Source organism: Lachnoclostridium sp. An118 (assembly GCF_002160985.1).
GTDB classification, from domain to species: domain Bacteria; phylum Bacillota; class Clostridia; order Lachnospirales; family Lachnospiraceae; genus Claveliimonas; species Claveliimonas stercoravium.
In genome coordinates, this window is the sequence record NZ_NFLQ01000003.1 from 186,251 (window position 1) to 210,627 (window position 24,377).

Consider the following 24,377-nt stretch of genomic DNA (forward strand, 5'->3'; position numbering starts at 1 on the left):
GAGGTGTGTGCCTGTGGTTGACGACATGAGGGTGTATATCGCTAATCTTGGCAAGTACAATGAGGGTGAACTTGTCGGGGACTGGTTCTCTTTCCCTATCGACGAGGAAGATGTTGCGGAGCGTATCGGGCTGAACAGCTATTATGAGGAATACGCTGTCCATGATACCGACAACTTTCCCATTGAAATCGGGGAGTATATCTCCATTCAAGAACTCAACGAGATGTACGACATGATTTGTGAGCTTCCCGACTATATCACGGACGCTCTGGACGAGTTTGTTTCCTACTATGGAAGTCTGGAAGAAGTCTACGAGCATAAGGACGAGATTTATTATTATCCTAATTGCGAGGATATGACCGACGTTGCCTATTACTTCATTGATGAGTTACAGGTATTGGGACAGATACCGCTACCGTTACAGAACTATATCGACTATGAAGCATACGGCAGGGACTTGTCCATAGAGGGGACATTCATTGAAACAAGCCGTGGGATATGCGAGATACCATATTAGAGCTGGCAGATCAGCGACAGGCAAGGTCGCTACTGTCAGCTTTTTCTATCAAGGACAGTCTGAAAATGGCTGTCCTTTTCCATTACAACGAAATCCCGCAAGGGGATACCTCTATGCCGTGAGGAACACGGCAAAAACAATGAAAGGAGCTGAAACGAATTGAAGAAGATTAAGAGCTACACAGGTATCTGGAACGTGGAGAAGGTCTTGTATGCAATCAATGACTTTACTCTCCCGTTTCCTGTTACCTTTACCCAGATAACGTGGTTTGTCATCACGGAGTTTGCCGTCATTATCTTAGGGGACTTACCGCCGTTATCGTTTATCGAGGGGGCATTTCTGAAATACTTCGGTATTCCTGTTGCCCTCACATGGTTTATGAGCCAAAAGACCTTTGACGGCAAGAAGCCTTACAGCTTCTTGAAATCGCAGATTACGTTTGTCCTGCGACCAAAAGTGACCTATGCAGGAAAAGCCGTGAAGCTGGAAAAGGAAGTGTTCAGCGAACCCGTCACGGCAGTTAGGAGTGTGATGTATGTTCCCGATTAAATATATCGACAACAACCTTGTCTGGAACAAGGACAATGAGGTATTCGCCTACTATGAGCTGATACCGTATAACTATTCTTTTCTGTCAGCGGAGCAGAAGTTTATCGTCCATGACAGCTTCCGTCAGCTTATCGCACAGTCCCGTGAGGGAAAGATACACGCCTTGCAGATAGCGACGGAAAGCTCCATAAGAAGCATACAGGAGCAGTCAAAAAAGCTGGTGACGGGACGACTTCGTGATGTGGCGATACAGAAGATAGACGAACAGACAGAAGCGTTAGTAAGCATGATTGGGGACAATCAAGTGGACTACCGCTTTTTTATTGGCTTCAAGCTCATTGTGACAGAGGAAAAGGTCAGCCTTGACAGCATGAAGAAATCGGCGTTTATGACATTCAAAGAGTTTTTGAACGAGGTCAACCATACACTGATAAATGACTTTATCTCCATGCCAGATGATGAAATCAACCGCTACATGAAAATGGAAAAACTGCTGGAAAATAAAATCTCCCGCCGTTTCAAGTTCCGACGCTTGGACAAGAACGACTTCGGGTATCTTATCGAGCATATCTACGGCAGGGACGGCGTGGCGTATGAGGACTACGAGTATTCGCTTCCAAAGAAGAAGCTGAAAAAGGCAACGCTTATCAAGCAGTACGACCTTATCCGTCCGACCCGCTGTCTAATAGAGGAAAGCCAGCGATACTTGCGTTTGGAACATGAGGACAGCGAGAGCTTCGTGTCCTACTTTACCGTCAACGCCATTGTGGGCGAGCTGGATTTTCCGTCGTCGGAAATCTTCTATTTCCAGCAACAGCAGTTCACGTTTCCTGTTGATACGAGCATGAATGTGGAAATCGTCGGCAACCGCAAGGCACTTTCCACGGTGAGAAATAAAAAGAAAGAGCTGAAAGACTTGGACAACCACGCCTATCAGTCTGGAAGCGAAACAAGCTCAAACGTGGTGGACGCATTAGACAGCGTGGACGAGCTGGAAACCGACCTCGACCAGAGCAAGGAAAGTATGTATAAACTTTCTTACGTTATCCGTGTATCAGCTCCAGACCTTGACGAGCTGAAACGACGCTGTGATGAGGTCAAGGACTTTTACGACGACCTCAATGTAAAATTAGTCCGACCTGCTGGGGATATGCTGGGGCTTCACTCTGAATTTCTTCCCGCCAGCAAGCGTTACATCAATGACTATGTTCAGTATGTGAAATCCGACTTCTTGGCTGGTCTTGGCTTCGGGGCGACACAACAGCTTGGAGAGAATACAGGTATCTATATCGGCTATTCCGTAGATACAGGAAGAAACGTCTATTTACAGCCCTCTCTTGCCAGTCAAGGCGTGAAAGGGACAGTCACCAACGCTCTGGCTTCTGCTTTTGTCGGTTCGCTGGGCGGTGGAAAATCGTTCTGCAATAACCTTATCGTTTACTATTCTGTTCTCTTTGGGGGACAGGCGGTTATCCTTGACCCTAAATCAGAGCGTGGCAACTGGAAAGAAACGCTCCCAGAGATAGCCCATGAAATCAATATCGTCAACCTTACCAGCGATAAGGAAAACGCTGGGCTTCTTGACCCGTTCGTGATTATGAAGAATGTAAAGGACGCTGAAAGTCTGGCGATAGATATTCTCACATTCCTTACGGGGATTTCCTCTAGGGACGGTGAGAAGTTCCCTGTCCTTAGAAAAGCGGTGCGAGCCGTGACCCAGAGCGATCAGCGAGGACTACTCCATGTGATAGACGAGCTACGCAGAGAGGACACGGCGATAGCCCGCAATATTGCCGACCATATCGACAGCTTTACGGACTATGACTTTGCACATCTGCTGTTCTCTGACGGTTCGGTATCTAACGCTATCAGCTTGGACAACCAGCTCAATATCATACAGGTGGCAGATTTGGTACTGCCCGACAAGGACACGACCTTTGAGGAATACACCACCATTGAACTGCTGTCCGTGGCTATGCTGATTGTCATTAGTACCTTTGCCTTAGACTTCATTCATTCAGACCGCAGTATCTTTAAAATAGTGGATTTAGATGAAGCGTGGGCGTTCCTCAATGTGGCGCAGGGAGAAACCCTCTCAAACAAGCTGGTGCGTGCGGGACGTGCTATGCAGGCAGGCGTGTACTTCGTCACGCAATCCTCTGGGGACGTGTCCAAAGAGAGCCTAAAGAACAATATCGGCTTGAAGTTTGCCTTTAGAAGTACCGACATCAATGAGATAAAGCAGACCCTTGAATTTTTCGGTATCGACAAGGACGACGAGAACAACCAGAAACGACTTCGTGACTTGGAGAACGGACAATGCCTACTTCAAGATTTGTACGGGCGTGTGGGCGTGGTGCAGATACACCCTGTCTTTGAAGAATTACTGCACGCCTTTGATACCAGACCGCCCGTGAAAAGCGAGGTGGAGTGATGAAAGATAGGATAAAGGGGCTTCTGACAAAAAAGAAGCTCTTTCGTTTTTTCAAGATAGCTGTGATTGTGGTACTGACAACCATTGCTCTGCTCTCCCTATTGGGGACAGTGGCACACGCTTCTGGGCTGGTAGATGATACCGTCAATGCGGACAACCTGTATTCGCAGTACCCTTTGGAAAACTACCAGCTTGATTTCTATGTGGACAATAGCTGGGGCTGGCTTCCGTGGAACTGGCTGGACGGTATCGGGAAATCTGTACAATACGGGCTTTACTGTATCACCAATTTTATCTGGACTATCAGCCTGTATCTAAGTAACGCCACAGGGTACGTCGTCCAGCAGGCGTATAAGCTGGACTTCATCAACGACATGGCAGACAGTATCGGCAAGAGCATACAGACCCTAGCGGGCGTGACGGAAAACGGCTTTGGAAGTACGGGCTTCTATGTGGGCTTCCTGCTTCTCATTATCCTTATCGTGGGTATCTATGTAGCCTACACGGGACTGATAAAGCGAGAAACCAGCAAGGCATTACACGCCGTTATCAATTTCATTGTGGTGTTCGTGCTGTCCGCTTCCTTTATTGCCTACGCTCCCGACTATATCAAGAAAATCAATGACTTTTCTTCGGACATTTCCACGGCTTCGCTGGATTTGGGGACAAAAATCATGCTTCCCGACAGCGACAGTGCGGGAAAAGACAGCGTGGACTTGATAAGGGACAGCCTGTTTTCCATACAGGTACAACAGCCGTGGCTACTTTTGCAGTTTGGGAACAGCGATATAGAGGAAATCGGGGCTGACCGTGTGGAAGCTCTGGTATCGGTTAGTCCCTCTGCCGACGACGGGGCGACCCGTGAGGACGTGGTGAAAACGGAAATCGAGGATAACGACAATGACAATCTGACGATACCGCAGGTCATCAACCGTCTGGGAATGGTGTTCTTCCTGCTCATCTTCAATCTGGGGATAACGATATTCGTTTTCCTGCTTACAGGCATGATGATATTCTCCCAGATATTATTTATCATCTTCGCTATGTTCCTGCCTATCAGTTTTTTACTTTCTATGATACCCAGCTATGAGAACATGGCGAAACAGGCAATCGTGCGAGTGTTCAATACGATTATGACAAGGGCAGGCATTACCCTTATTGTCACGGTGGCTTTTTCCATTTCCAGTATGTTCTACAACATCTCTACCGATTACCCGTTCTTTATGATTGCGTTCTTACAGATAGTGTGCTTTGCAGGTATCTACATGAAGCTGGGCGACCTTATGAGTATGTTCAGCTTAAACGCTGGGGACAGCCAGAGCATGGGACGCAGGATATTCCGTCGCCCGTACATGTTCATGCGACACAGGGCTAGGCGTATGGAACACCGTATCGCAAGGGCTGTCGGTGCTGGAAGCGTTGCTGGTGCGGTGGCTGGTACAGTAGCAGGAACAACCATGAATGACGGTTCTGGGAAATCTACTAGAGCTGGTACGGGCAGAAAAGAACGCCGAGAAAATACTTCTTTTGGAAGCCGAGCGGGTTCAGCCATAGGTGCGGTGCTTGATACAAAAAACAAGGTCAAGGACAAGGCAACGGCTGTCAAGGAGAATATCAAGGATATGCCGACACAGACCGCCTATGCCCTGCACTCCGCTAAGGAAAAGGCAAAGGAAAATGTGTCCGACTTCAAGCGTGGCATTGTGCAGGGACAGGAAACTAGACAGAGCCAGCGTGCCGATAAGCGTGAGCAACACAGACAGAATATCGCTGACAAGCGTATAGAACTTCAAAAGGCACAGGAAGCAAAGCAGTCTGGCAAAGCGACGGACGGATCAGCGACAACAGGAGCTACCCGTCCCCATGACAGACCTGTGACTGCTTCTCCTGCGTCAAAGACAGATACAGGAAAAGCACAGGAAATCAAGCGTCCTGTCACTACGGACAGGGTACATACCGAGCCGACGAAAGCACAACCTGTCAAGGAGCGTCCGCTTGCTTCAAAATCTGCTGAACCTGTATTGCAGAAACACGGAACAAGGCTCAATGGTGTAGAGCTGAACCAGCAGACCACCAGAAAAGAGCGAACCATCAAGAAAGCGACCCTAAACATGACAGGAAAGAAAGGACATAAGAAATGAAGCTAAGACATATCGCCCTTATCGGCAGTCTGTTTCCCTTTCTTCTTGCGATAGTGCTTTTCTTTGGTGTGCTTATCAGTGCCGAGGACGACGACGGGGGCGGTGGTTCTTCCTCATGGGTAACGGGCATGAACCTGTCCGCAGAGGTCTTGAAACATCAGCCTATGGTAGAGAAATACGCTAAAGAGTACGGCATATCCGAGTACGTCCCCTATCTGCTGGCAATCATACAGGTGGAAAGTGGCGGGACAGCCGAGGACGTTATGCAGAGTTCCGAGAGCATGGGCTTACCGCCTAATTCCCTTGATACGGAAAGTTCAATCAAGCAGGGGTGCAAATATTTTGCGTCCCTGCTTTCTTCAGCAGAAAATCAAGGCATAGAGGATATAAACGTGGTGATACAGTCCTATAACTATGGCGGTGGCTATATCGGCTATGTAGCTTCCAATGGAAAAAAGCACAGCTTCACGCTGGCAGAGAATTTCGCCCGTGACAAGTCTGGCGGGAAGAAAGTCACCTACACGAACCCTATTGCTGTCGCCCGCAACGGTGGCTGGCGATATGCTTACGGGAATATGTTCTATGTAGAGATAGTCAACCAATATTTAACGATTACAAAATTCGATAATGCGACCGTTCAAAAAATCATGGACGAAGCACTGAAATATCAAGGCTGGGACTATGTGTACGGCGGGAGCAATCCTAACACTTCTTTTGACTGTTCGGGGCTGGTTCAATGGTGCTATGGCAAGGCTGGTATCAGTCTGCCGAGAACGGCACAGGCACAGTATGACGCTACCCAGCATATCCCCCTTTCACAGGCACAGGCTGGGGATTTGGTGTTCTTTCACAGTACCTACAATGCGGGGACGTATGTAACCCACGTCGGTATCTATGTGGGAAATAACCAGATGTACCACGCTGGCGACCCGATAGGCTACACTGATTTGAACAATAGTTACTGGCAACAGCACCTTATTGGAGCTGGCAGAATTAAGCAATAGAAAGGAATGGAAATCATGTTCAAGAAGAAAGAAAAACCGATAAAGGAAAAGAAAGTCCGTACTATGAAAGTGGGGACGCATAAGAAGTCCGTCATTGCCCTTTGGGTGGTGCTTATCGCAAGCGTGAGCTTTGGTGTGTATAAGAATTTTACTGCTATCGACCAGCACACCACGCATGAGATAGAAACCATACAGCTCCGCTTGAATGACACCAACGGGATAGAAAATTTCGTGAAGAATTTCTGTAAATCCTACTACACATGGAGCAACAGCAAGGAAGCAATCGAAGCAAGGACACAGGCTATCAGTGCCTATCTGACACAGGAATTGCAGGATTTGAATGTTGATACGGTAAGGACGGATATACCGACCAGCTCCACGGTCACGGATGTACTTATCTGGGACGTGGAACAGTTTGGGGAGAACGCTTTTTCTGTTACCTACGAAGTAGATCAGCAGATAAAAGAGGGCGACCAGACAAGGAACGTATCAGAAACCTATACCGTGACCGTTCATGTGGACGCTGACGGGGATATGGTTATCATACAGAACCCTACCCTTGCCCCCGCTATGGAAAAATCCAGCTATGAACCAAAGGCACAGGAAGCAGACAACAGCGTGGACGCTGATACGGTAAATGACGCTACGGCGTTTCTGGAAACATTCTTTAAGCTGTACCCGACCGCAACGGATAAGGAGCTTGCCTACTATGTAGAGGGAAACGCTCTTGAACCGATAAACGGGGACTATCTCTTTTCCGAGCTAGTAAACCCAGTATTTACAAAGGACGGAGATAATGTGAATGTCAAGGTATCTGTGAAGTTCATTGATAACCAGACAAAGGCAACACAGGTATCACAGTATGAGTTGACGCTTCATAAGGATAGTAACTGGAAGATAATAGAGTAAAACCAGTACTTGTTTTTTTATTGTTCGAGTTGTATAATAAGTAGGAAATGTTATACGATTTTAGAGAGGAGCGAGTTCATGTCTGATGAAAACAAAAAAACAAAGAATGATAAATTTGTCGGCTCTGTGAAAGTAGGTCCAAAGGGACAGATTGTTATACCCAAAGAAGCAAGAGAAATGCTAAATATCAGTACAGGTGATACTTTGGTCTTATTAGCAGACGCAAAACAAGGTATCGCTGTTCAAAAATATGAGGTTTACAAAGATTTTTTTGAACAAGTGTTTAACTCTGGGCAATCACCTACGAAGTCAGAATAAATTAAATTATTAAGACGGTGCTTTTATGGCACCGTCTTTTTTATAACTTTTAGCAAAAAGTAGGAAAAGTAATACTTTTCTATTGACGTTTTACTCTGCTGGTGTTAATATTGGTATAACAAGTAATACTTGTTATACCAAAAGGAGGAGATATAGTGAATAGAGATGTTACAGAACACTATTCCCACAATGGACGATATTTAGGCACCTTAAAAGTGGGAACAAAAGGACAAATTCTTATTCCAAAAGAGGTAAGGGATTTCTTTGGTATTCATATCGGCGAGCTATTAGTGTTACTTGCTGATAAAGACAAAGGAATTGCCTTACAGAAAATGGACGGTTGTAACGAAGCGTTTCAAATGGCATTTCAAAAGGAGGACAAAGAATGAATGCAATAGAAATTAGAGATTTAACAAAGCGATATGGAAATTTAACAGCAGTTAATTCTCTTTCGCTTAATATCAAACAAGGAGAATTTTTCGCAATGCTTGGTTCAAATGGTGCAGGAAAAACAACAACTATTAAAATGTTGAGCTGTCTGACAGAGCCAACAAGTGGTGATGCCCTTATGTTAGGAAACAGTTTGAGAAAACAGGCAGATAAAGTAAAAGATATTATCAACCTTTCTCCACAGGAAACAGCCGTTGCACCAAAGCTGACAGTTAAAGAAAATCTGATGATGATTGCCCGCTTACATGGTAGTTCTAAACAGGAAGCAAGGGAAAAAGCCGACAAAATCATGGAAACTTTTGAACTAACTGACCGAAAAAATGACAGAGCAAAACAGTTATCGGGTGGCTGGCAGAGAAAATTAAGTATCGCAATGGCTTTGATAAGTAATCCTAAAATTCTTTTCCTTGATGAACCGACAATCGGGCTTGACGTAAGAGCAAGACGAGAATTATGGGGAACAATGGAAAAATTGAAAGGAAAATTAACTTTGATTTTAACAACACATTATCTTGAAGAAGCAGAGGAATTAGCTGACCGTATCTGTATTATGGATAAGGGTGTTGTGCAGGTTCTTGGTACGGCTGATGAAATTATCAAGGTATCTGGTGCTAGAAATTTTGAAGAAGCATTTTTGATGTATACAGAAAGGGGTACTGAATTATGAGATTTACTATTTTTACAGGACGTAATTTTAAAGAAATTGTGCGAGATCCCATGAGTATTCTCATGTGTCTCGGATTTCCTGTTTTGCTGATTATTGCGTTAGCTTTGATGAAAGAAAGTATCGGTGGAATGGCTGATGTATTTGAAGTCCAAAATTTTGCACCGAGTATGACGATTTTAGGAATGGCGTTTCTAAGTACCTTTGTAGGTACGTTGATGTCCACCGATAGGAATAGTTCTTTCCTAACCCGATTATTTGCGTCACCTATGAAGGGAATTGATTACATCTTAGGATATTCTATACCTATAATTCCGCTTGCAATTTTACAGGCTGTTTGCTGTTTTGGTGTAGCTCTGTTCTTCGGATTAGAATTAAATATAAATATTTTTATAGCTATTTTGACCTTAATTCCAGTGGCGATATTATTTATCAGTTTTGGCTTATTTATTGGTAGTGTACTTTCAACAAATAATGCGGTCAATGGATTTGGAACAATCTTAGTGAATGCAACAGTGTTTTTAAGTGGTGCTGTCTTATCATTGGATATGATTGGTGGTACATTCAAAACGGTCTGCGATTTACTACCATTCAGTCATGCAGTAAATGCGGTAAATTATGCAATAAACGGTAATTTTTCAGATATACCATTACAGCTTGTATGGGTTTTAGGATACGCTCTGGTACTTATCATTCCGTCTGTTATTATCTTTAAACGCAGAATGAAAGGCTAATAATGATTAAGGTATTCTCTCTTACAAATTTAAACGTTGAATATATTACAGATTATCAAGGGTTAGCGATTTTTCAACAGATACAGAATTATTTACTCCCGATAAATAACGGCTCTTTAGAGAATATTGCAATTTTAGATATGGACGCTGATAAAGATATTATTTTAAGTGAACTACAAGAATGTGCAATCTTTCATAGGATAGCTTTATCCTCTTGCTGGACATTAGACAAAGTTATCATTGCATTAGAATGTAATTGCCTAGCTTTTTTGGAAAATGGTAACTTGACTTCAATTAACGATACTATCAATTTAGTAACAAGGCATAAAGTTAGCGTATTTGATAAATCTGTTATAGCGATTATAAATTCTTTTCTAATCTAATCGGTAATGAGGTGACAAAATGATTGGTCTTAAAAAACGAGATATGAGAACTATTTTAAAAGCTGGGGCAAAAGCCAGAGGATTGTCGCTACCAGAGTTTAGGGCTGAAATACAGGAGAATATTGACAACTCTATGAATAGTCAAGACCCAGTGGTACAGAAACGATTTAAAAAGTATTTTGGTAATAAGATACCTACACCAGAAGAATACATTTACACAATTACAAAGAAAACTAAGATTTAGGTGCTTATCCTGCTTCCTGCAAAGCAGATCAGCAGGATAGCTTATGCGAGGAAAAAGAAAACGAGAAGCCTATTTGCTTCCCGTCCCCTTGTATTTCATGATACCGTCGATTGTTCCTTGAATGATTTTGAGTTCTTCATCTGTCAGTTCATCAAGCGATACGTCTATCTGCCTGCGGATTGTAGATTTTTCCGCTTTCTCCTGCGGATAGAAGTATTCATCAACAGAGATATGGAACATTGTCACTAAATCATGAAATAACTGGAAGCTGGGGTGTTTCCCTATATTCTCAATATCTGCGATATGACGTTCTCCGTAAAAGACCTTATCGCCTAAATCATTACGGGAAAGCCCAGCTTTTTCTCTCGCTTCTCTGATTGCCAGTCCTAACGGACGGAAATCAAAGCTGTGCGTGTCTTTCTTTTTCCTCATTTCAAATCACCTGTCATGAGTTTATACTTCATGGCACATGATTAGAATGTGTTAAAAGCGCATATATTATGCGTTAGTAATTCGTATCAATATTACCTTGACGGTAAATAAAAAAAACCGTTCTAAGGTAATATCTTTTTCCATGTCTTTCAATCTGATTAGGACGGTTTTGGATAACCAGAGCTGTCCTTTTCTTCTGCACTCACGGCACAGCTCTGGATAAGGGGGGGGTGTGCTATGATTGCGTATCAGCGAACACGCCAGTATTCACAACTGAATAACCGCCTTACAATGGTTATCCAGTCAGCACACCCTAAACATGAGTTAAAAATTCATATCGCAAACATAGCAAAAACAGTCTGTTGGTACATTCATGTGCTGATTGACTGTTTTTGTTATTTATGAGAAGTTCAATATTTTTTTGAATTTCTTTCTTATACAGGTTAGCAAATCACCCACTCCTGTACCGATGTGGGGCGGAAAGAGGGATAGATACCTTTTACGTCTGGACAGAGAGGGGGTGAGATGATGAAACCGTCTGACTTCCAAAAGACAATCCAGTGTCAGTTTGACTGTAAGCTCAAACGTACTGTTAAGGGCGTTATCTGGAATTATAAAAAGGAATTAAAACGTCGTAAAGATAAAGAAATTCCTTTCTGTGAACTTCCAGAAATCGTTGTTGAAAAGCTGGCTGTATGGGACGAGTACATGAGTGACTATACCGTGTTTGAAGTATGCGGCGTTGAAATCCGAGTGCTTGATGAAGAACTTTCAGAAGCGTTAAAGCAATTATCGGAACGCAACCGTGAAAATCTTCTGATGTACTACTTTCTGGAAATGAGCGATACAGAAATTGCAAAAGCACAGAAAATTTCCAGAGCAGGAGTTTTTAAAAACCGTTACAGAGCTTTACAAAATTTGAAGAAAACACTGACAAAGGAGCGTGAATAAAACATGAAAAAAGGGTACAAACTTCCACCCTATCGACTTATTTCATCTGCTGTGGACGGAAATGAACAGTCTATTGAAAGAATACTGGCATTTTATGACCCGTACATATCAAAATGCTGTTTGCGTCCTCTATATGATGAATACGGTAATGTTTATATCGTAGTAGATATGGAGCTTAAAGGGCGTATCAGAGAAGCTATTATCAAAATGATTTTAGACTTCGATATCGGTACTGTTCCAACAGAAGAATAAAGCAATTATGGCAGGGCATGATTTGTTGAAATCCCCTCTTTCCTGTCCTGCCCTCTGCTTTTACACATGAGAGCCTATGGCTTTCGCCACTGTTCTTTGACAAGTGAATAAAGCAGACAGATACGTTTGTGATACAGCGAGCCACGGGGACTGTACGCCACGACCTTTTCCATAAGGGGAAGCGAGCGACCCATGCAGTGATCCGAGAGTGACCGTTGGAAAAGTCGCTTTGCCACGACCTGTATTCACAGAATAATGATACATCCGCATGGTGCGGTTCTGCCCACAGGAATGGGAATGGCTGAAATGCCAGTGGAGCTTGCCAAAGCCGTCTGTCTGCTTCCATAAGACACACAGTAAAGGGGGTGCATACTTATGAACAATACTGATGTGCCTATCTGGGAGAAGTACACGCTGACGATTGAGGAAGCGTCAAAATACTTCCGTATCGGGGAAAAGAAATTGCGTAAGCTGGCAGAGGAAAACCTCGACGCTGGCTGGGTGATTGTGAATGGAAACCGTGTGCAGATTAAGCGAAAACAGTTTGAAAAAATCATTGATACATTAGACGAAATCTAATGTCAGCGAGCCGTAGGTATGGTATAATAAAGTATAGCGTATCAACGGCTCATTCCTTGACGGAAAGGAGCTTCGCACTATGTCTAATGTAAAGAGAAAAGACAGCAAGGGACGCAATTTACGACTTGGAGAGAGCCAGAGAAAAGACGGAAGATACGTTTACAAATATACCGATATGTACGGGCAACCACAGTTTGTCTATGCTTGGAAACTTGTTCCGACAGACAAGACACCCGCTGGGAAACGTGAAGATTTGTCATTGAGGGAAAAGCAGAAAAAGATTAAGAAAGACCTCGACGACGGTATCAATACCATAGGTGGGAAAATGACAGTCTGCCAGCTCTACGCAAAGAAGAACAGCCAGAGAAAAAATGTGAAACGCAACACAGAAAAAGGTCGCCAGTATCTTATGAAAATTCTGGAAAACGACCCTCTGGGTGCAAGGAGCATTGATACGGTGAAGCTATCGGACGGTAAGGAATGGGCTATGCGAATGTATGAGAATGGCTTTTCCTACAAGACGATTAGCAACTACAAGCGTTCTCTGAAAGCGTCATTCTATATGGCGATTGAGGACGACTGTATCAGAAAAAATCCTTTTAACTTCAAATTGAGCGACGTTCTGGAAGATAATTCAGAACCCAAAGTCATTCTCACGCCAGAGCAGGAAGAAAAATTGCTTGCCTTTATGGAACAGGACAAGACGTACAGCAAGTATTATGATGAAGTGGTTATTCTTCTGGAAACGGGGCTTCGTATCTCTGAATTTTGCGGTCTGACAGTCCATATTGATATGGCGAACCGTATCATCAATGTAGACCATCAGCTATTGAAAGACAGCGAAATCGGCTACTACATTGAAACACCTAAGACCAAAAAAGGAGAACGCCAGCTTCCAATGACAGAAAGAGCCTATCAAGCCTTTAAGCGAGTGTTACAGAACAGAGGAAAGGCAGAGCCTATCGTTATCAATGGTTACAGCAATTTCCTGTTCCTAAACCAAAAGGGCTTCCCTAAAGTGGCTGGCAACTACGAAAGTATGTTGCGTGGGCTTGTGAAGAAATACAACAAGACACATAAAGACCAGCTACCAAACATCACACCGCACTCATTCAGACATACCTACTGCACGAACATGGCAAACAAAGGAATGAACCCGAACACCCTGCAATACATCATGGGACATTCAAACATCACCATGACATTAGGGTACTACGCACACGGTACTTTCAATTCAGCAAAAGCAGAAATTGAAAGACTGGCTCTTGCTTCTTAAATCGGTGATTGTACTACTCATTTACTACTTTTGGTTGCATTTTCATGCTGGTAAATGCCAGCTTATGCAGAGTATCTTCCAAAAGGAAAATGCCGATAAAGCCCTAAAATACAGGCTATACCGACATTTACCAGCTTATGAAAAGATAATCAGAAATTTAGTGAGTTTTTCACACCAAAATTCAATCACTTTCCACAGGCTATTTTTTAACTTTAGACAATTCTATTGTACAACCTGCGCAGAAATTTTATTGACTTTTTTTCCTACAGGCTGTATTTTAAATGTAAACGCTTACAATCTGCAGAAAGGGAAAAAGCACTTGAATATGAAATCAACCATTTTAAAGATCCATCCGAATGACAATGTAGCAGTCGCCCTCTCATTTCTCAAAAAGGGGATGGAGCTGAACACAGGCGCAGAGAGCTTTATCCTGGAGGAGGATATCCCTCAGGGACATAAGCTTGCTCTGAGAGACATTCCTTCAGGCACCTCTGTCGTCAAGTACGGCTCCCCTATTGGCACCGCCTCCTCCTACATTCAAAAGGGCTCCTGGGTGCATACCCATAACCTGAAAACGGATCTGGACGGCCAGCTTACCTATTCCTATAAAGGCCATATCATCGAGCCCGCACCGAGAGAGGAACGCTTTTTTTCCGGATACAGGCGCAGCGGCGGAAAGGCCGGTGGTGTCCTGGTGCTGGGACTTGGCTGTGAAAACAGCAGCATCGAAGTGTTGAAATCATATATCGGAGAATATGATCCGCAGAGGGTGCGTTTTCTGGTCACACAGGAGTGCGTTGACGAAATAGCGGAAGGGCTGAAAATCGAGAGGGAGCTGTGCGACTATGCCTCCTCTTTTCAACGGGAGCCCATCTCCTGCCGGGAGCTGATCGTGGGCCTGAAATGCGGCGGTTCTGACGGTCTCTCCGGCATCACCGCCAACCCGACGGTGGGGGTTTTCTCTAATCTTCTGATCGCAAGAGGGGGGACAACCATCCTGACTGAGGTGCCGGAAATGTTCGGCGCAGAAGCCCTCCTGTTGAACCGCTGCAGAGACGAAGCCGTCTTTCGAAAAACAGTGGACCTCATCAATTCCTTTAAAAATTATTTCCAAAGCCATGGCCAGACAATCTACGAGAACCCATCTCCCGGCAACAAAAAAGGCGGTATATCCACTCTGGAGGACAAGTCTCTTGGCTGTACTCAGAAGTCCGGCTCCGCCCCTGTTGAGGATGTTCTGCGATATGGTCAGGCCATAAAAAAGCGCGGTCTCAACCTTCTGAGTGCTCCGGGAAATGACCTTGTGGCCTCCACTGCCCTGGCTGCGGCCGGAGCCCAAATCATTCTCTTTACTACCGGCCGGGGGACCCCTTTTGCTTCCCCCGTACCTACGGTAAAGATTTCCAGCAACTCGGCCCTCTTTGAGTCCAAGCCCGGCTGGATCGACTTCAACTGCGGTACTCTGGCCGAGGGAGGAACTGTGGAAGAGACAGGCGCCGCCCTGTTTGATCATGTCCTGGAGGTGGCATCCGGCCGGTATGTAAGGTCAGAGGAGGCCGGTTTTCATGACATGGCCATCTTCAAGCAGGGAGTAACCCTCTGACAACAGACCGCAAGGGAGGTTAAACACATGAAAAAAATAAGCTATCAGACATTGAAGGACAACGGATACAAGGGGTATCTCCTCAGAACAGCACCGGAAAGAGTGATCCAGTTCGGAACAGGAGGCTTTCTGAGAGCATTTGCAGAGGACTTTATTGACCGGATGAACGAGAAGGCTGATTTCCACTCCAAGGTGGTACTGGTGCAGCCCATCCCCCACCACTCCTCCCCCAACCTTCAGGATTTCATCAATGAGCAGGAAGGACTTTACACCTTATATCTGAGAGGGACAGAAAACGGGCAGGCAGTGGAGGAAAAAAGAGTCATCTCCTGTGTGAGCCGCTGTCTCAACGCCTACAGTGAATACGAAAAAGTTCTGGAATGTGCCGGGAATCCCGAGCTTCTCTTTGTCATCAGCAACACCACAGAAGCAGGAATTGTCTATGACCCCGACTGCCGTTTTGAGGACAGCCCCGCAGCAAGCTTTCCCGCAAAGCTGACGCAGCTTCTCTACCACCGTTTTCAGATTTTCAAAAATATACCCGGCAAAGGGCTGATCATCCTCCCCTGCGAACTCATAGAGGACAACGGCAGGGAACTGGAAAGCTGTGTCCTCAGACACGCCCGGGACTGGAATCTGGGAGAAGCTTTTACAAGGTGGATCCTGGAAGAGAATCTGTTCTGCTCCACTCTGGTAGACCGGATCGTAACCGGTTATCCCCGGTCAGAAGCAGAACGTCTGAACTCAGAAAACAGCTTTGAGGATCAGGCAATGGATGCGGGAGAGCTCTTTGGATCATGGGTCATCGAGGCCCCTGATTCTCTAAAGGAAGAATTCCCCTGCGAGGAGGCTGGTCTCCCCATTCTTATCACAGACGACTGCAGACCCTACCGGGAGAGGAAGGTGCGCATACTGAACGGTGCGCACACTGCCATGGCTCTGGGGGCTTATCTGTCAGGCCGGGATATTGTGCGGGACTGTATGGAAGACCCGGTGATCCGCACCTTCATGAATGCTGTCGTCTTCCGGGAGATCATTCCCACCCTGACACTGCCCGAGGAGGAGCTGAAAAATTTCGCCGTCTCTGTCACAGATCGGTTTAGCAATCCTTATATAGACCACTCCCTGCTCTCCATCTCCCTGAACTCCACCTCGAAGTGGAAAGCACGGATCCTTCCCTCTCTGACCAGGTACATGGAAAAATTTGAGGGCCGCATCCCTCCCTGTCTTTGCGCCTCCCTGTCCCTCCTGCTCTCCTTTTATCACGGCCGGGAGCTGACCGATCAGGGCCTCTCCTCCTCCAGGGAAACCGGGGATACCTACCTGATCCATGACGACCGGACTATCCTGCAGTTTTATGAAGCACACAGGGATGACGCTCCGGCAGCATACATACATGCCGCCCTATCCAGCTCCGCCTTCTGGGGGCTGGACCTGACAAAGCTTCCGGGACTGGAGGGGCAGGTGCTCCGGGACTATCTCCTCATCCAGAGAGATGGCTGTCACGAGCTGATGCGAAGAGCCGCCGGGCTCTGATATGAAAGAGGAGGAGCTGCGGACTCATGCCGGAGCTCCTCCTCTTCTCTGCAAATATTTATCCCTGATAGTAGGGGCATTTCCCCCTCAGGCACTGCCGGTTTTCCCCGGAGAAGGTACAGACGATCCTCTCCGGCAGCTCCATCCCCACTCCCAGCTCCTCCCCCGCCATGCGGACCGCCTCCCGCACGGCTGTGAAGGTATCTCTCTTGCAGCACCTGGGCCCTCCGATCTCTCCGATGGCCTCCAGCGCCCTGGCTGTCATCCGGTTGGAAAGTCCCCAGGATTTCCCCGCAAGGGGTGTGGCCCCTGTGACAATGCTCATGAAGATGCCCGTGCTCACCCCGGCGCCGCAGCAGCCCCAAAAGCCGCAGACACCGCCCGGGATCTGGCTGCCTCTCTCCTCCATCTGTCCAAGGGCCTCCTCCAGACAGATCTGTCCCCCGCAGTTGTGGTAAGCTGCAAGGAGGGCCGCTCCCGCCATCACATGGTGCTCCGGGCCGTGCATATAGATAAACGGGTCCTCCATAACAGCCTGCATGATGGCGATAGGGTCCCTAAGGGAGGTCTCCATGCAGATCCGGCGGATCGTCTCCAGCCCTTTCTTCTCATGGCAGGTGTCACAGACATAGTGGCCCGCCTGGCAGGCGGCGTGGCTCTTCTCCTTCCTTCCGCAAAGGGCACAGGTCATCTCCACTGCCTCTTTATGATACACCAGCTCCTGCCCGCAGAGCAGGCAGCCTCCTCTTCCTGTTTTTCTGTTCTCTTTCTCCACGGTCCCTATCTGCCTTTCCCGGTCAGCATTTTTCCATCCTTGATGACCGCCTTCAGGTTGAGTTCCTGATCCAGGAGCACCAGATCCGCCTTCTTCCCCGAAGTGATGGACCCCCGGCTCTCATACACGCCAAGACTCTTTGCCGGGTTCATGGTGGCACAGGCCACAGCCGTCTCAAGGGGAATGCCCATCTCCTTCACCGCCGTGCGCACACAGTCCATCAGATTCGTGACAGAGCCTGCCAGAGCCCCGTCAGACACAAGGGTGGCGTGATTGCCCACTACATCTACGTCCAGTCCGCCCAGCGTATACCTGCCATCCGGCATACCCGTGGCCCGCATGCTGTCACTGATGAAAATGATCCTGTCCTCTCCCAGCATCTTAAAGGTTGTCCGCACAGCAGCCGGATGGATGTGGACGCCGTCACAGATCAGCTCCGCCATCACATGGGGGCTGTCCGCCACCGCCCCCACCACGCCGGGAGCCCGGTGGGTAAAGGCGGGCATGGCGTTGTACAGATGCACCGCATGGCAGGCACCCCTGTCATAGGCAGCCTTTGCCGAATCATAGTCCGCATTGGTGTGGGCCAGCGATACATGGACCTCATCCTTCACCGCCTCCACAAATTCCAGCGCCCCCTCCCTCTCCGGGGCCACGCCTATATAGTTCACTGTTCCCTCTGCCGCCTTTTGGAAACGGCGGAAGACATCCACGTCACAGAGGAGGATATTTCTGGCATCCTGGGCCCCCTTCTTGGCTTCACTGATAAAGGGTCCTTCCATGTTCACTCCCAGGAAATCCGCTCTCCCCTGGTCTGGCCGGTCCTTCTGCTTCCTGCCGTAGGACGCTCCTGTGGCAAGGATATCCTCCAGCTCCTCCACCGGCAGGGTCATGGTAGCCGGGTTGATCCCTGTGACACCCACAGATGCCTCATACTCCGCGATCCCCGCGATAGCCTCCTCTGTGCCATCGCAGAAATCATAGCCCATGCATCCGTGGAAATGGATATCAATGAGCCCGGGAATGGCATAGCATCCCTCGCCGTCCAGGGTCTCCTCCGGCTCCCCGGCTGCCCCGCTGTCTGCAAAAAGCCCGTTTTCGATCCAGATCTCCCCCTCTTCAAAGCGCTTGTCTTCTTTGTATATTCTTACATTTCTGATATGCATATCCTATTCTCCTTCCGCCGCCTGCCTGGGCAGCCTTTGCTAAAAACATTATAGTATACTCTTCCCTCAAGAACAACACGGAGACCGAAAATTTCGGTCTCCGCTCCACATTTGAAACACTGGTCTTTCAGAATACGAATTTCAGGATCATCACTGCTGTAGCAGCGGTGAGGAGCAGGCAGGCTGCCATCCTCTGTCCTTTGCTTTTTGCTTTCAGATACAGGACAAGCGATGCAATGCACAGAGCTCCGAGTCCCATCGTCACCACCCGCTGCCCGGTCCAGTTCATCGGCATGGACACGGCCTGGAGAGCCGCAAGGGCAATCCCCCATACAGACATACTGTAAAAGATCACCTTTTTTGCCTTTTCACTCTTTACCAGATAGAGAGCAAGAAAGCCTGCAATACTGATCACACAGATCACCAGATAAAAACTCACTAAAAATCCTAATGCCATTTTTTATTCCTCCTGATACTACTTTATTTTTTCTCTCAGAACGGGAGGTCATCTCCCTTTCTGTCACATAGAATACCAGGACATTCTAAAGAAACCCGGCATGTGTTTCTGAAGAATCCTAAAGACAGGGTGGAATGTGAAGAGTGATCCGAATCTCATAGACACCCCCGCCGCAGCGGATTTCCGCTCCGCCCCCATATGCCTCTGCCGTCACCTGTATATTTTTCAGCCCGATCAGGCTGCTCTGTGTCCCGGGCTCAGGCTCCCTGCGCACACGGTTTTTCTGGAAAATGACCAGCGTGTTCCCGCTGCTCTCCACAGTCAGCTCCACCGCCCCTGACGGGTCCGCATATTTCTCCACGTTGGATACCAGGTTGTCCATCATCCGCTGAAGGGCCGTTATATCTGCCTGCCCGGAGAAGGAGGCGCACCCGGAAATGTCCGTTCTGCAGGAAAAGCGCTCCTCAAGCAGCTCCTCCCACTGTCCCGCGAACTGTTCCACGAGGAAACGGATGTCCTCCACCTTCTCCCAGGTCCCGGTCTTCCCTTCCAGGAGCTGGTCCATCAGCTCTTTCACCTGGATCGTTCTGGTCCGGACCAGCTCCATATAGCCCTGCATCTCCTCCTCCGTGACAGTCCCTCTTTTCTCCAGCAGCTCTGTGTAGGACAGCATGGATGTGAGAGGGGTCCGGATATCATGGGACAGGGAGCGGATAAAGGCCTCCCTTGCCTCCTTCATCTCCTGCTCCCTTCTCCTCAGCTCCCTCTGGGCAGCCGCCAGGTAGTTGATGCTCTCCGCCAGCCGGGTCAGCTCGTCCTCCCCCTCCAGGGGTATCTGTCCCTCCTCCTGTCTCTGCATTTTCTCCACGCCCTTCATGATCTGTATCAGGTAAGACAGCCTCTGCCCCAGAAGGAGGAGGAACAGGACCACAAAGACCGTCCCCGCCGCTCCGATACAAAGGCCTCTGAGCCATACCTCCAGAGCGCCGTACATGGCCTCCTCCAGATGGATCTGCCTCCGGTCCAGATAAATGTGCGCAAGAGACTCCGAGGTAGTGTATAAAAAGAGAAACGCAAAGGCCGAGACGATCGCTGCCAGCACCAGATACTCAAAAATTTCCCCGGACAGCCTTCTCGCCCTCTCAGATTTTTGCTTTCTTCTATTCCACATAGTACCCCTTTCCCCATGCAGTCTTGATATACCTGGGATTTCTGGAGTCATCCCCCAGCTTTTTCCGTATGTTTTTGATATGCACCATGATGGTGGTGTCTCCCACAGCCTCGTCCTCCCATATGCTCTGGTAAATATTGTCCAGCGAGTAAATTTTCTTTCTGTGCCGGATGAGCAGCTCCAGTATCCTGTACTCCGTGTAGGTCAGGACAATGAGCTCTCCCCCCTTCCACACAGACTGCCGGTCCGTGTCCAGCCTCAGGTCCTTGTAGGCCAGCTCGTCCCCCTCCTCTCTGCCGGAAGTCCGGCACTGCATCCTGGCATATTCCCTGCTCCTCCGCAGGAGAGCTTTCACCCGCAGAAGGAGCTCTCCGTTGGAGAAGGGCTTCACAAGATAATCGTCCGCCCCTGCCTCAAATCCCATTTTCTTATCCGCCTCTCCGGAGTAGGCAGTGAGAAACATGATGGGGGCGTAGCAGGTCTTCCGGATCTCCATCCCAGCTGCAAACCCGGACATTCCCGGCATGTTCACATCCAGGATATACAGGTCGATATCCTCGGAGGCAAGCTGTACCGCCTCCTGCCCGTCCCTGGCCATCACTGCCTCATAGCCCTCTTCACCCAGCACCATCCCCAGGATCTGTCGTATCTCCTTTTCATCGTCCGCCACAAGTATTTTAGCCTTTCCGTCCATAAAAACCTCCCTCTCCATGACCTTGCATCTGTCTTACCTAGAATGTATCACAGCCGCCCTGCCTTCTCAATCTTTTTCCAAAAAAATGCCGGCAGACTCGTTGTCCCCTCCCCGCTTTTTTGCTATAGTTACGTGTAGGAATATCTATTTTGTACAAAGGGGAAAAGTATGGATCAGAAAATCTATGACAGTTATGTGGAAATACTAAAGAGAGAGCTTGTGCCGGCTCTGGGCTGCACAGAGCCCATTGCGCTGGCCTATGCCTCAGCAAAATCCGTGGAGCTGCTGGAAGCTTTCCCGGAGCGCATGGAGGCCCTGTGCAGCGGGAATATCATCAAAAATGTGAAGGGCGTCAAAGTCCCCTGCTCCGGCGGTCTCAAGGGCGTGGAGGCTGCCGTCATCCTGGGGGCTGTCGGGGGAGACGCCTCCCGGGAGCTGGAGGTTCTGGAGAGCGTGCGGGAGGAGGACCGGGCACGCACAAATGCGCTGCTGAAGGAGCACTTCTGCACCTGCCTCCTCAAAGAGGGAGTGCCCAACCTCTTCATTGAGATCCGCGCCTACAGGGGAGCGGACAGCTCCGTAGTGAGGATTGAGCAGAAGCACACCAGCATCACCTATATGGCACGCAACGGCCGCACTCTGTTTGAGAAGGAGACTTCCCGCCAGGAGCACCAGGCGGACAAATCCCTCCTCAGTCTGCAGGACATCGTCACCTTCGCAAGGGAGGTGGACCTGGCCGATGTAAGAGAGTACCTGGAACGCCAGATCCAGTACAACATGGCCATCTCCGAGGAGGGACTGCAGCATGAGTGGGGCGCCGGCGTAGGGCAGATGGTGCTGGAGGAATTCGGGCACGACACGCGCTGGAAGGCCATCGCCAGAGCTGCCGCAGGGTCAGACGCCCGCATGAGCGGCTGCTCCCTGCCGGTCATCATCATCTCCGGCTCCGGCAATCAGGGCATGACCTGCTCCCTGCCGGTCATCGAGTACGCCCGCTCCACAGGGAAATCCCAGGAGGAGCTCCTGCGGGCCCTGTGTGTCTCCAACCTCACCGCCCAGGACCAGAAGCGCTACATCGGCCCTCTCTCCGCTTACTGCGGGGCTGTCTGCGCTGCCGCCGGGGCCGGCGCCGGCATCACCTTCCTGTGCGGCGGCACAGCCGGGCAGATCGAGAACACAGTGGTGAACACCATTGTCAACGCCGGGGGCATTACCTGTGACGGCGCCAAGCCAAGCTGCGCCGCCAAGATATTCTCCTCCCTCCAGGCCGCCTTCCTCGGCCACAGCCTGGCCATGCGTGGCTTTCGCTTCGAGGCCGGCGAGGGCCTTGCCATGGACACCGCCGAAGATACCGTGAAGGCCATCGGCTACATGGGCCGGGAGGGCATGCGTCAGACCGACATCGAAATCCTCAATCTGATGCTCGGGAAGACAGATATATCCTCCTTGTAGACACACTCTCGGCAAAAGCCCTGTCATGCTCCACCAGGAGCATGGTGGGGCTATATTTTTGTATCAGCCCGGCAATCTGTCCTCTGGAAAAAATATCAATATAATTCATGGGCTCATCCCAGATGTACAGATGTGCCTGCTGGCTCAGGCTGGCCGCCAGTAGCACTTTTTTCTTCTGCCCCAGGCTGTAGTCCTCCATCGGCTTTTCAAACTGCGTTCTGGAAAAGTCCATCTTCCGCAGCAGGGCCATAAAGAGCGTCAGGTCCATCCCCCGCTCCCTGGCAAGGTCACGCAGATTTCCCGACAGTCCTCCCGGATCCTGGGGCACGTAGGACAGGACAAGGCCCGGCGCCAGGTCGATACGCCCTCCGGCAAGGCAGGTATCCTCCCCCGAGACAGCTCCCAGTATGGCCCGGAGCACCGTGGATTTCCCGGAGCCGTTCCCCCCGGCAAGGAGCACACGCTCCCCCTGGTCTATGTGCATGCTCCATTTTTCAAGCACAGTCCGCTCTCCGTAGGAGAGCGCCACATCCTCCATCTGCACCAGCCGCCTTTTGTGGTGGATAAGAGGGCATATCTTCAGCTCCTCCGCCGTCTCCACATTTTTCAAAAGCCTTCTCTTTTCCTCCGCTGCTGACTGCATCCGGCTCTCTATATTTTTGGAGCGCTTCATCATCTTGGCCGCCCTGTGGCCCACAAACCCCCTGTCCGGCTTCAGTCCCCCGGCCCCTGCGCCCTTCTTTGTCTTTTCCACAGCCGCCGACCAGCGCTCCGTGCGGGCGGCCGCCGCCTCCAGGCGACGGATATCCTTTTTCAGCCTCTCATTTTCCCCCTGCTCAAAGGCATCCTTCTTCGCCTTCTCCGCCTCCCAGGTGGTGAAATCTCCCCGGACCACTTCCATATCCCTCCGGTTGATGGCCAGGATGTGGTCCACACACCCGTCCAGGAAATACCGGTCATGGGACACGAGGATAAATCCCTTCTTTCCCCGCAGATATCTCATCAGGCTCTCCCTGGCCTCCATGTCCAGATGGTTGGTGGGCTCGTCGATGAGAAGGAACGCATTTTCCCTGGCAAACAGAGCCGCCAGCATGACTCTCGTCTGCTCGCCTCCGCTTAAGGTGTCAAAGGGCCGGTACAGGATTTCCGGGTCCATGTCCAGGCAGGTCAGCTCCCTGCACACCTTCCACAGCTCATAAGACGGGGCCGCCTCCCCTATCACCTCTATCACATTGGCCTGCATATGCTGCACGGAGAATGGGAAATACTCCATCTCCACACTGGCCCGGATACTGCCCCCATACTCATACTCTCCCGCGAGAAGCTTGAGAAGGGTGGTCTTCCCCCGGCCGTTCCTCCCTGTGAGCCCCAGCTTCCAGTCTGTGTCTACCACGAAGGACACGTCCTCAAAGACCGGCTCGATCCCTCTGTCGTAGCAGAAGCTCAGATGTTCCACCTGTATCATTGACATAGCGTCATTCCTCCTCTCAGGGCGCACGCAGACAGCTCCTTCCCGGCATACAAAAGGGACACGGGAAAATTCCCGTGTCCCAGCAGTATTTTTCGGATCATATTTTACATGGATACAAGGATTTTCATTTCTGCATGCGCACAAAATCTCTCCCGCCGCAGGCATTTTGCAGCCGGGACATTTTACGCCTATATGGATTTCATATATTATCTGCA

The 24,377-nt window shown here is 48.9% G+C and carries 26 protein-coding genes; 19 read left to right on the top strand and 7 right to left on the bottom strand.

Annotation, left to right across the window (positions count from 1 at the left end):
• Positions 1–13 precede the first annotated feature (13 nt).
• The 12 genes from B5E62_RS03935 (at position 14) to B5E62_RS03995 (ending at position 10,347) form a co-directional block, all read left to right on the top strand.
• Positions 14–517 (top strand): antirestriction protein ArdA, encoded by a 504-nt coding sequence (locus B5E62_RS03935; protein ID WP_074137156.1) that lies wholly within the window; start codon positions 14–16, stop codon positions 515–517.
• A 159-nt stretch (positions 518–676) separates the two neighbouring features.
• Positions 677–1,066, top strand: a complete 390-nt coding sequence (locus tag B5E62_RS03945; RefSeq protein ID WP_075877382.1) for a conjugal transfer protein — start codon at positions 677–679, stop codon at positions 1,064–1,066.
• The gene (locus B5E62_RS03950) at positions 1,053–3,500 is read left to right on the top strand and encodes an ATP-binding protein (protein ID WP_075877381.1); all 2,448 of its coding nucleotides are present in this window, start codon (positions 1,053–1,055) and stop codon (positions 3,498–3,500) included. Before B5E62_RS03945 ends, B5E62_RS03950 begins: the two co-directional genes overlap by 14 nt.
• Positions 3,500–5,641: a CD3337/EF1877 family mobilome membrane protein gene (locus tag B5E62_RS03955; RefSeq protein WP_087173367.1), complete on the top strand. Its 2,142-nt coding sequence runs from the start codon at positions 3,500–3,502 to the stop codon at positions 5,639–5,641. The genes B5E62_RS03950 and B5E62_RS03955 overlap by 1 nt, the downstream gene beginning before the upstream one ends.
• Positions 5,638–6,645 carry a bifunctional lytic transglycosylase/C40 family peptidase gene (locus B5E62_RS03960; RefSeq protein WP_087173368.1) on the top strand — a complete coding sequence of 336 codons (1,008 nt, stop codon included), beginning with the start codon at positions 5,638–5,640 and terminating at the stop codon, positions 6,643–6,645. Before B5E62_RS03955 ends, B5E62_RS03960 begins: the two co-directional genes overlap by 4 nt.
• Positions 6,646–6,660: 15 nt before the next feature.
• Entirely contained in the window at positions 6,661–7,554 is an 894-nt protein-coding gene (locus B5E62_RS03965) for a conjugal transfer protein (RefSeq protein ID WP_075877378.1), read from the top strand.
• Positions 7,555–7,632: 78 nt separating this feature from the next.
• Positions 7,633–7,872: an AbrB/MazE/SpoVT family DNA-binding domain-containing protein gene (locus tag B5E62_RS03970; protein ID WP_074141169.1), complete on the top strand. Its 240-nt coding sequence runs from the start codon at positions 7,633–7,635 to the stop codon at positions 7,870–7,872.
• Between the two features lie 155 nt (positions 7,873–8,027).
• Positions 8,028–8,261 carry an AbrB/MazE/SpoVT family DNA-binding domain-containing protein gene (locus tag B5E62_RS03975; RefSeq protein ID WP_074141168.1) on the top strand — a complete coding sequence of 78 codons (234 nt, stop codon included), beginning with the start codon at positions 8,028–8,030 and terminating at the stop codon, positions 8,259–8,261.
• Positions 8,258–8,989 (top strand): ABC transporter ATP-binding protein, encoded by a 732-nt coding sequence (locus B5E62_RS03980; RefSeq protein WP_074141167.1) that lies wholly within the window; start codon positions 8,258–8,260, stop codon positions 8,987–8,989. Before B5E62_RS03975 ends, B5E62_RS03980 begins: the two co-directional genes overlap by 4 nt.
• Positions 8,986–9,720 carry an ABC transporter permease gene (locus B5E62_RS03985; RefSeq protein ID WP_074141166.1) on the top strand — a complete coding sequence of 245 codons (735 nt, stop codon included), beginning with the start codon at positions 8,986–8,988 and terminating at the stop codon, positions 9,718–9,720. Before B5E62_RS03980 ends, B5E62_RS03985 begins: the two co-directional genes overlap by 4 nt.
• A gap of 2 nt (positions 9,721–9,722) precedes the next feature.
• Complete coding sequence (locus tag B5E62_RS03990; protein ID WP_074141165.1) at positions 9,723–10,103, top strand: hypothetical protein; 381 nt, start codon at positions 9,723–9,725, stop codon at positions 10,101–10,103.
• Between the two features lie 19 nt (positions 10,104–10,122).
• Positions 10,123–10,347, top strand: a complete 225-nt coding sequence (locus tag B5E62_RS03995) for a hypothetical protein (protein ID WP_074141164.1) — start codon at positions 10,123–10,125, stop codon at positions 10,345–10,347.
• 69 nt (positions 10,348–10,416) lie between these two features.
• On the opposite strand, the gene B5E62_RS04000 is transcribed toward B5E62_RS03995, so the two are convergent.
• Entirely contained in the window at positions 10,417–10,779 is a 363-nt protein-coding gene (locus B5E62_RS04000; protein WP_032509185.1) for a helix-turn-helix transcriptional regulator, read from the bottom strand.
• A gap of 528 nt (positions 10,780–11,307) precedes the next feature.
• Here B5E62_RS04000 and B5E62_RS04005 point away from each other — a divergent pair.
• The 6 genes from B5E62_RS04005 to B5E62_RS04040 all read left to right on the top strand — a co-directional run bounded on the left by B5E62_RS04005 (position 11,308) and on the right by B5E62_RS04040 (position 16,976).
• On the top strand, positions 11,308–11,730 hold the full coding sequence (locus B5E62_RS04005; protein WP_021421704.1) for an RNA polymerase sigma factor: 423 nt from the start codon (positions 11,308–11,310) through the stop codon (positions 11,728–11,730).
• Between the two features lie 3 nt (positions 11,731–11,733).
• Positions 11,734–11,982, top strand: a complete 249-nt coding sequence (locus B5E62_RS04010) for a helix-turn-helix domain-containing protein (RefSeq protein ID WP_021421703.1) — start codon at positions 11,734–11,736, stop codon at positions 11,980–11,982.
• 375 nt (positions 11,983–12,357) lie between these two features.
• Entirely contained in the window at positions 12,358–12,561 is a 204-nt protein-coding gene (locus B5E62_RS04025; RefSeq protein WP_021421702.1) for an excisionase, read from the top strand.
• Positions 12,562–12,640: 79 nt separating this feature from the next.
• Positions 12,641–13,837 (top strand): tyrosine-type recombinase/integrase, encoded by a 1,197-nt coding sequence (locus B5E62_RS04030; protein ID WP_087173370.1) that lies wholly within the window; start codon positions 12,641–12,643, stop codon positions 13,835–13,837.
• Between the two features lie 325 nt (positions 13,838–14,162).
• Positions 14,163–15,440: a UxaA family hydrolase gene (locus B5E62_RS04035; RefSeq protein ID WP_087173371.1), complete on the top strand. Its 1,278-nt coding sequence runs from the start codon at positions 14,163–14,165 to the stop codon at positions 15,438–15,440.
• A 27-nt stretch (positions 15,441–15,467) separates the two neighbouring features.
• Entirely contained in the window at positions 15,468–16,976 is a 1,509-nt protein-coding gene (locus B5E62_RS04040; protein WP_087173372.1) for a tagaturonate reductase, read from the top strand.
• 58 nt (positions 16,977–17,034) lie between these two features.
• On the opposite strand, the gene B5E62_RS04045 is transcribed toward B5E62_RS04040, so the two are convergent.
• The 5 genes from B5E62_RS04045 to B5E62_RS04065 all read right to left on the bottom strand — a co-directional run bounded on the left by B5E62_RS04045 (position 17,035) and on the right by B5E62_RS04065 (position 21,239).
• Positions 17,035–17,667 (bottom strand): DUF5714 domain-containing protein, encoded by a 633-nt coding sequence (locus B5E62_RS04045; protein WP_242957707.1) that lies wholly within the window; start codon positions 17,665–17,667, stop codon positions 17,035–17,037.
• 89 nt (positions 17,668–17,756) lie between these two features.
• On the bottom strand, positions 17,757–18,917 hold the full coding sequence (nagA, locus tag B5E62_RS04050; protein WP_087173374.1) for an N-acetylglucosamine-6-phosphate deacetylase: 1,161 nt from the start codon (positions 18,915–18,917) through the stop codon (positions 17,757–17,759).
• A 127-nt stretch (positions 18,918–19,044) separates the two neighbouring features.
• Positions 19,045–19,374: a hypothetical protein gene (locus B5E62_RS04055; RefSeq protein ID WP_087173375.1), complete on the bottom strand. Its 330-nt coding sequence runs from the start codon at positions 19,372–19,374 to the stop codon at positions 19,045–19,047.
• A 118-nt stretch (positions 19,375–19,492) separates the two neighbouring features.
• The gene (locus B5E62_RS04060) at positions 19,493–20,545 is read right to left on the bottom strand and encodes an ATP-binding protein (protein ID WP_162610249.1); all 1,053 of its coding nucleotides are present in this window, start codon (positions 20,543–20,545) and stop codon (positions 19,493–19,495) included.
• Positions 20,535–21,239 carry a response regulator transcription factor gene (locus B5E62_RS04065; RefSeq protein ID WP_087173377.1) on the bottom strand — a complete coding sequence of 235 codons (705 nt, stop codon included), beginning with the start codon at positions 21,237–21,239 and terminating at the stop codon, positions 20,535–20,537. The genes B5E62_RS04060 and B5E62_RS04065 overlap by 11 nt, the downstream gene beginning before the upstream one ends.
• 168 nt (positions 21,240–21,407) lie before the next feature.
• Between B5E62_RS04065 and B5E62_RS04070 the strand changes: the two genes are divergently transcribed.
• Positions 21,408–22,691: an L-cysteine desulfidase family protein gene (locus tag B5E62_RS04070; RefSeq protein ID WP_087173378.1), complete on the top strand. Its 1,284-nt coding sequence runs from the start codon at positions 21,408–21,410 to the stop codon at positions 22,689–22,691.
• Here the strand turns inward: B5E62_RS04070 and abc-f are convergent.
• Positions 22,651–24,162: a ribosomal protection-like ABC-F family protein gene (gene abc-f, locus B5E62_RS04075; RefSeq protein ID WP_087173379.1), complete on the bottom strand. Its 1,512-nt coding sequence runs from the start codon at positions 24,160–24,162 to the stop codon at positions 22,651–22,653. The two genes, B5E62_RS04070 and abc-f, sit on opposite strands and share 41 nt — an antisense overlap.
• Positions 24,163–24,377: the final 215 nt, after the last annotated feature.

Excerpts from the sequence above, each read along its gene's own strand:
- B5E62_RS03950 (WP_075877381.1), top strand. The coding sequence starts at position 1,053 with ATGTTCCCGATTAAATATATCGACAACAACCTTGTCTGGAACAAGGAC.
- B5E62_RS03955 (WP_087173367.1), top strand. The coding sequence starts at position 3,500 with ATGAAAGATAGGATAAAGGGGCTTCTGACAAAAAAGAAGCTCTTTCGT.
- B5E62_RS03960 (WP_087173368.1), top strand. The coding sequence starts at position 5,638 with ATGAAGCTAAGACATATCGCCCTTATCGGCAGTCTGTTTCCCTTTCTT.
- B5E62_RS03965 (WP_075877378.1), top strand. The coding sequence starts at position 6,661 with ATGTTCAAGAAGAAAGAAAAACCGATAAAGGAAAAGAAAGTCCGTACT.
- B5E62_RS03970 (WP_074141169.1), top strand. The coding sequence starts at position 7,633 with ATGTCTGATGAAAACAAAAAAACAAAGAATGATAAATTTGTCGGCTCT.
- B5E62_RS03980 (WP_074141167.1), top strand. The coding sequence starts at position 8,258 with ATGAATGCAATAGAAATTAGAGATTTAACAAAGCGATATGGAAATTTA.
- B5E62_RS03985 (WP_074141166.1), top strand. The coding sequence starts at position 8,986 with ATGAGATTTACTATTTTTACAGGACGTAATTTTAAAGAAATTGTGCGA.
- B5E62_RS03990 (WP_074141165.1), top strand. The coding sequence starts at position 9,723 with ATGATTAAGGTATTCTCTCTTACAAATTTAAACGTTGAATATATTACA.
- B5E62_RS03995 (WP_074141164.1), top strand. The coding sequence starts at position 10,123 with ATGATTGGTCTTAAAAAACGAGATATGAGAACTATTTTAAAAGCTGGG.
- B5E62_RS04000 (WP_032509185.1), bottom strand. The coding sequence starts at position 10,779 with ATGAGGAAAAAGAAAGACACGCACAGCTTTGATTTCCGTCCGTTAGGA.
- B5E62_RS04005 (WP_021421704.1), top strand. The coding sequence starts at position 11,308 with ATGAAACCGTCTGACTTCCAAAAGACAATCCAGTGTCAGTTTGACTGT.
- B5E62_RS04010 (WP_021421703.1), top strand. The coding sequence starts at position 11,734 with ATGAAAAAAGGGTACAAACTTCCACCCTATCGACTTATTTCATCTGCT.
- B5E62_RS04025 (WP_021421702.1), top strand. The coding sequence starts at position 12,358 with ATGAACAATACTGATGTGCCTATCTGGGAGAAGTACACGCTGACGATT.
- B5E62_RS04030 (WP_087173370.1), top strand. The coding sequence starts at position 12,641 with ATGTCTAATGTAAAGAGAAAAGACAGCAAGGGACGCAATTTACGACTT.
- B5E62_RS04035 (WP_087173371.1), top strand. The coding sequence starts at position 14,163 with ATGAAATCAACCATTTTAAAGATCCATCCGAATGACAATGTAGCAGTC.
- B5E62_RS04040 (WP_087173372.1), top strand. The coding sequence starts at position 15,468 with ATGAAAAAAATAAGCTATCAGACATTGAAGGACAACGGATACAAGGGG.
- B5E62_RS04045 (WP_242957707.1), bottom strand. The coding sequence starts at position 17,667 with ATGACCTGTGCCCTTTGCGGAAGGAAGGAGAAGAGCCACGCCGCCTGC.
- nagA (WP_087173374.1), bottom strand. The coding sequence starts at position 18,917 with ATGCATATCAGAAATGTAAGAATATACAAAGAAGACAAGCGCTTTGAA.
- B5E62_RS04055 (WP_087173375.1), bottom strand. The coding sequence starts at position 19,374 with ATGGCATTAGGATTTTTAGTGAGTTTTTATCTGGTGATCTGTGTGATC.
- B5E62_RS04060 (WP_162610249.1), bottom strand. The coding sequence starts at position 20,545 with ATGTGGAATAGAAGAAAGCAAAAATCTGAGAGGGCGAGAAGGCTGTCC.
- B5E62_RS04065 (WP_087173377.1), bottom strand. The coding sequence starts at position 21,239 with ATGGACGGAAAGGCTAAAATACTTGTGGCGGACGATGAAAAGGAGATA.
- B5E62_RS04070 (WP_087173378.1), top strand. The coding sequence starts at position 21,408 with ATGGATCAGAAAATCTATGACAGTTATGTGGAAATACTAAAGAGAGAG.
- abc-f (WP_087173379.1), bottom strand. The coding sequence starts at position 24,162 with ATGTCAATGATACAGGTGGAACATCTGAGCTTCTGCTACGACAGAGGG.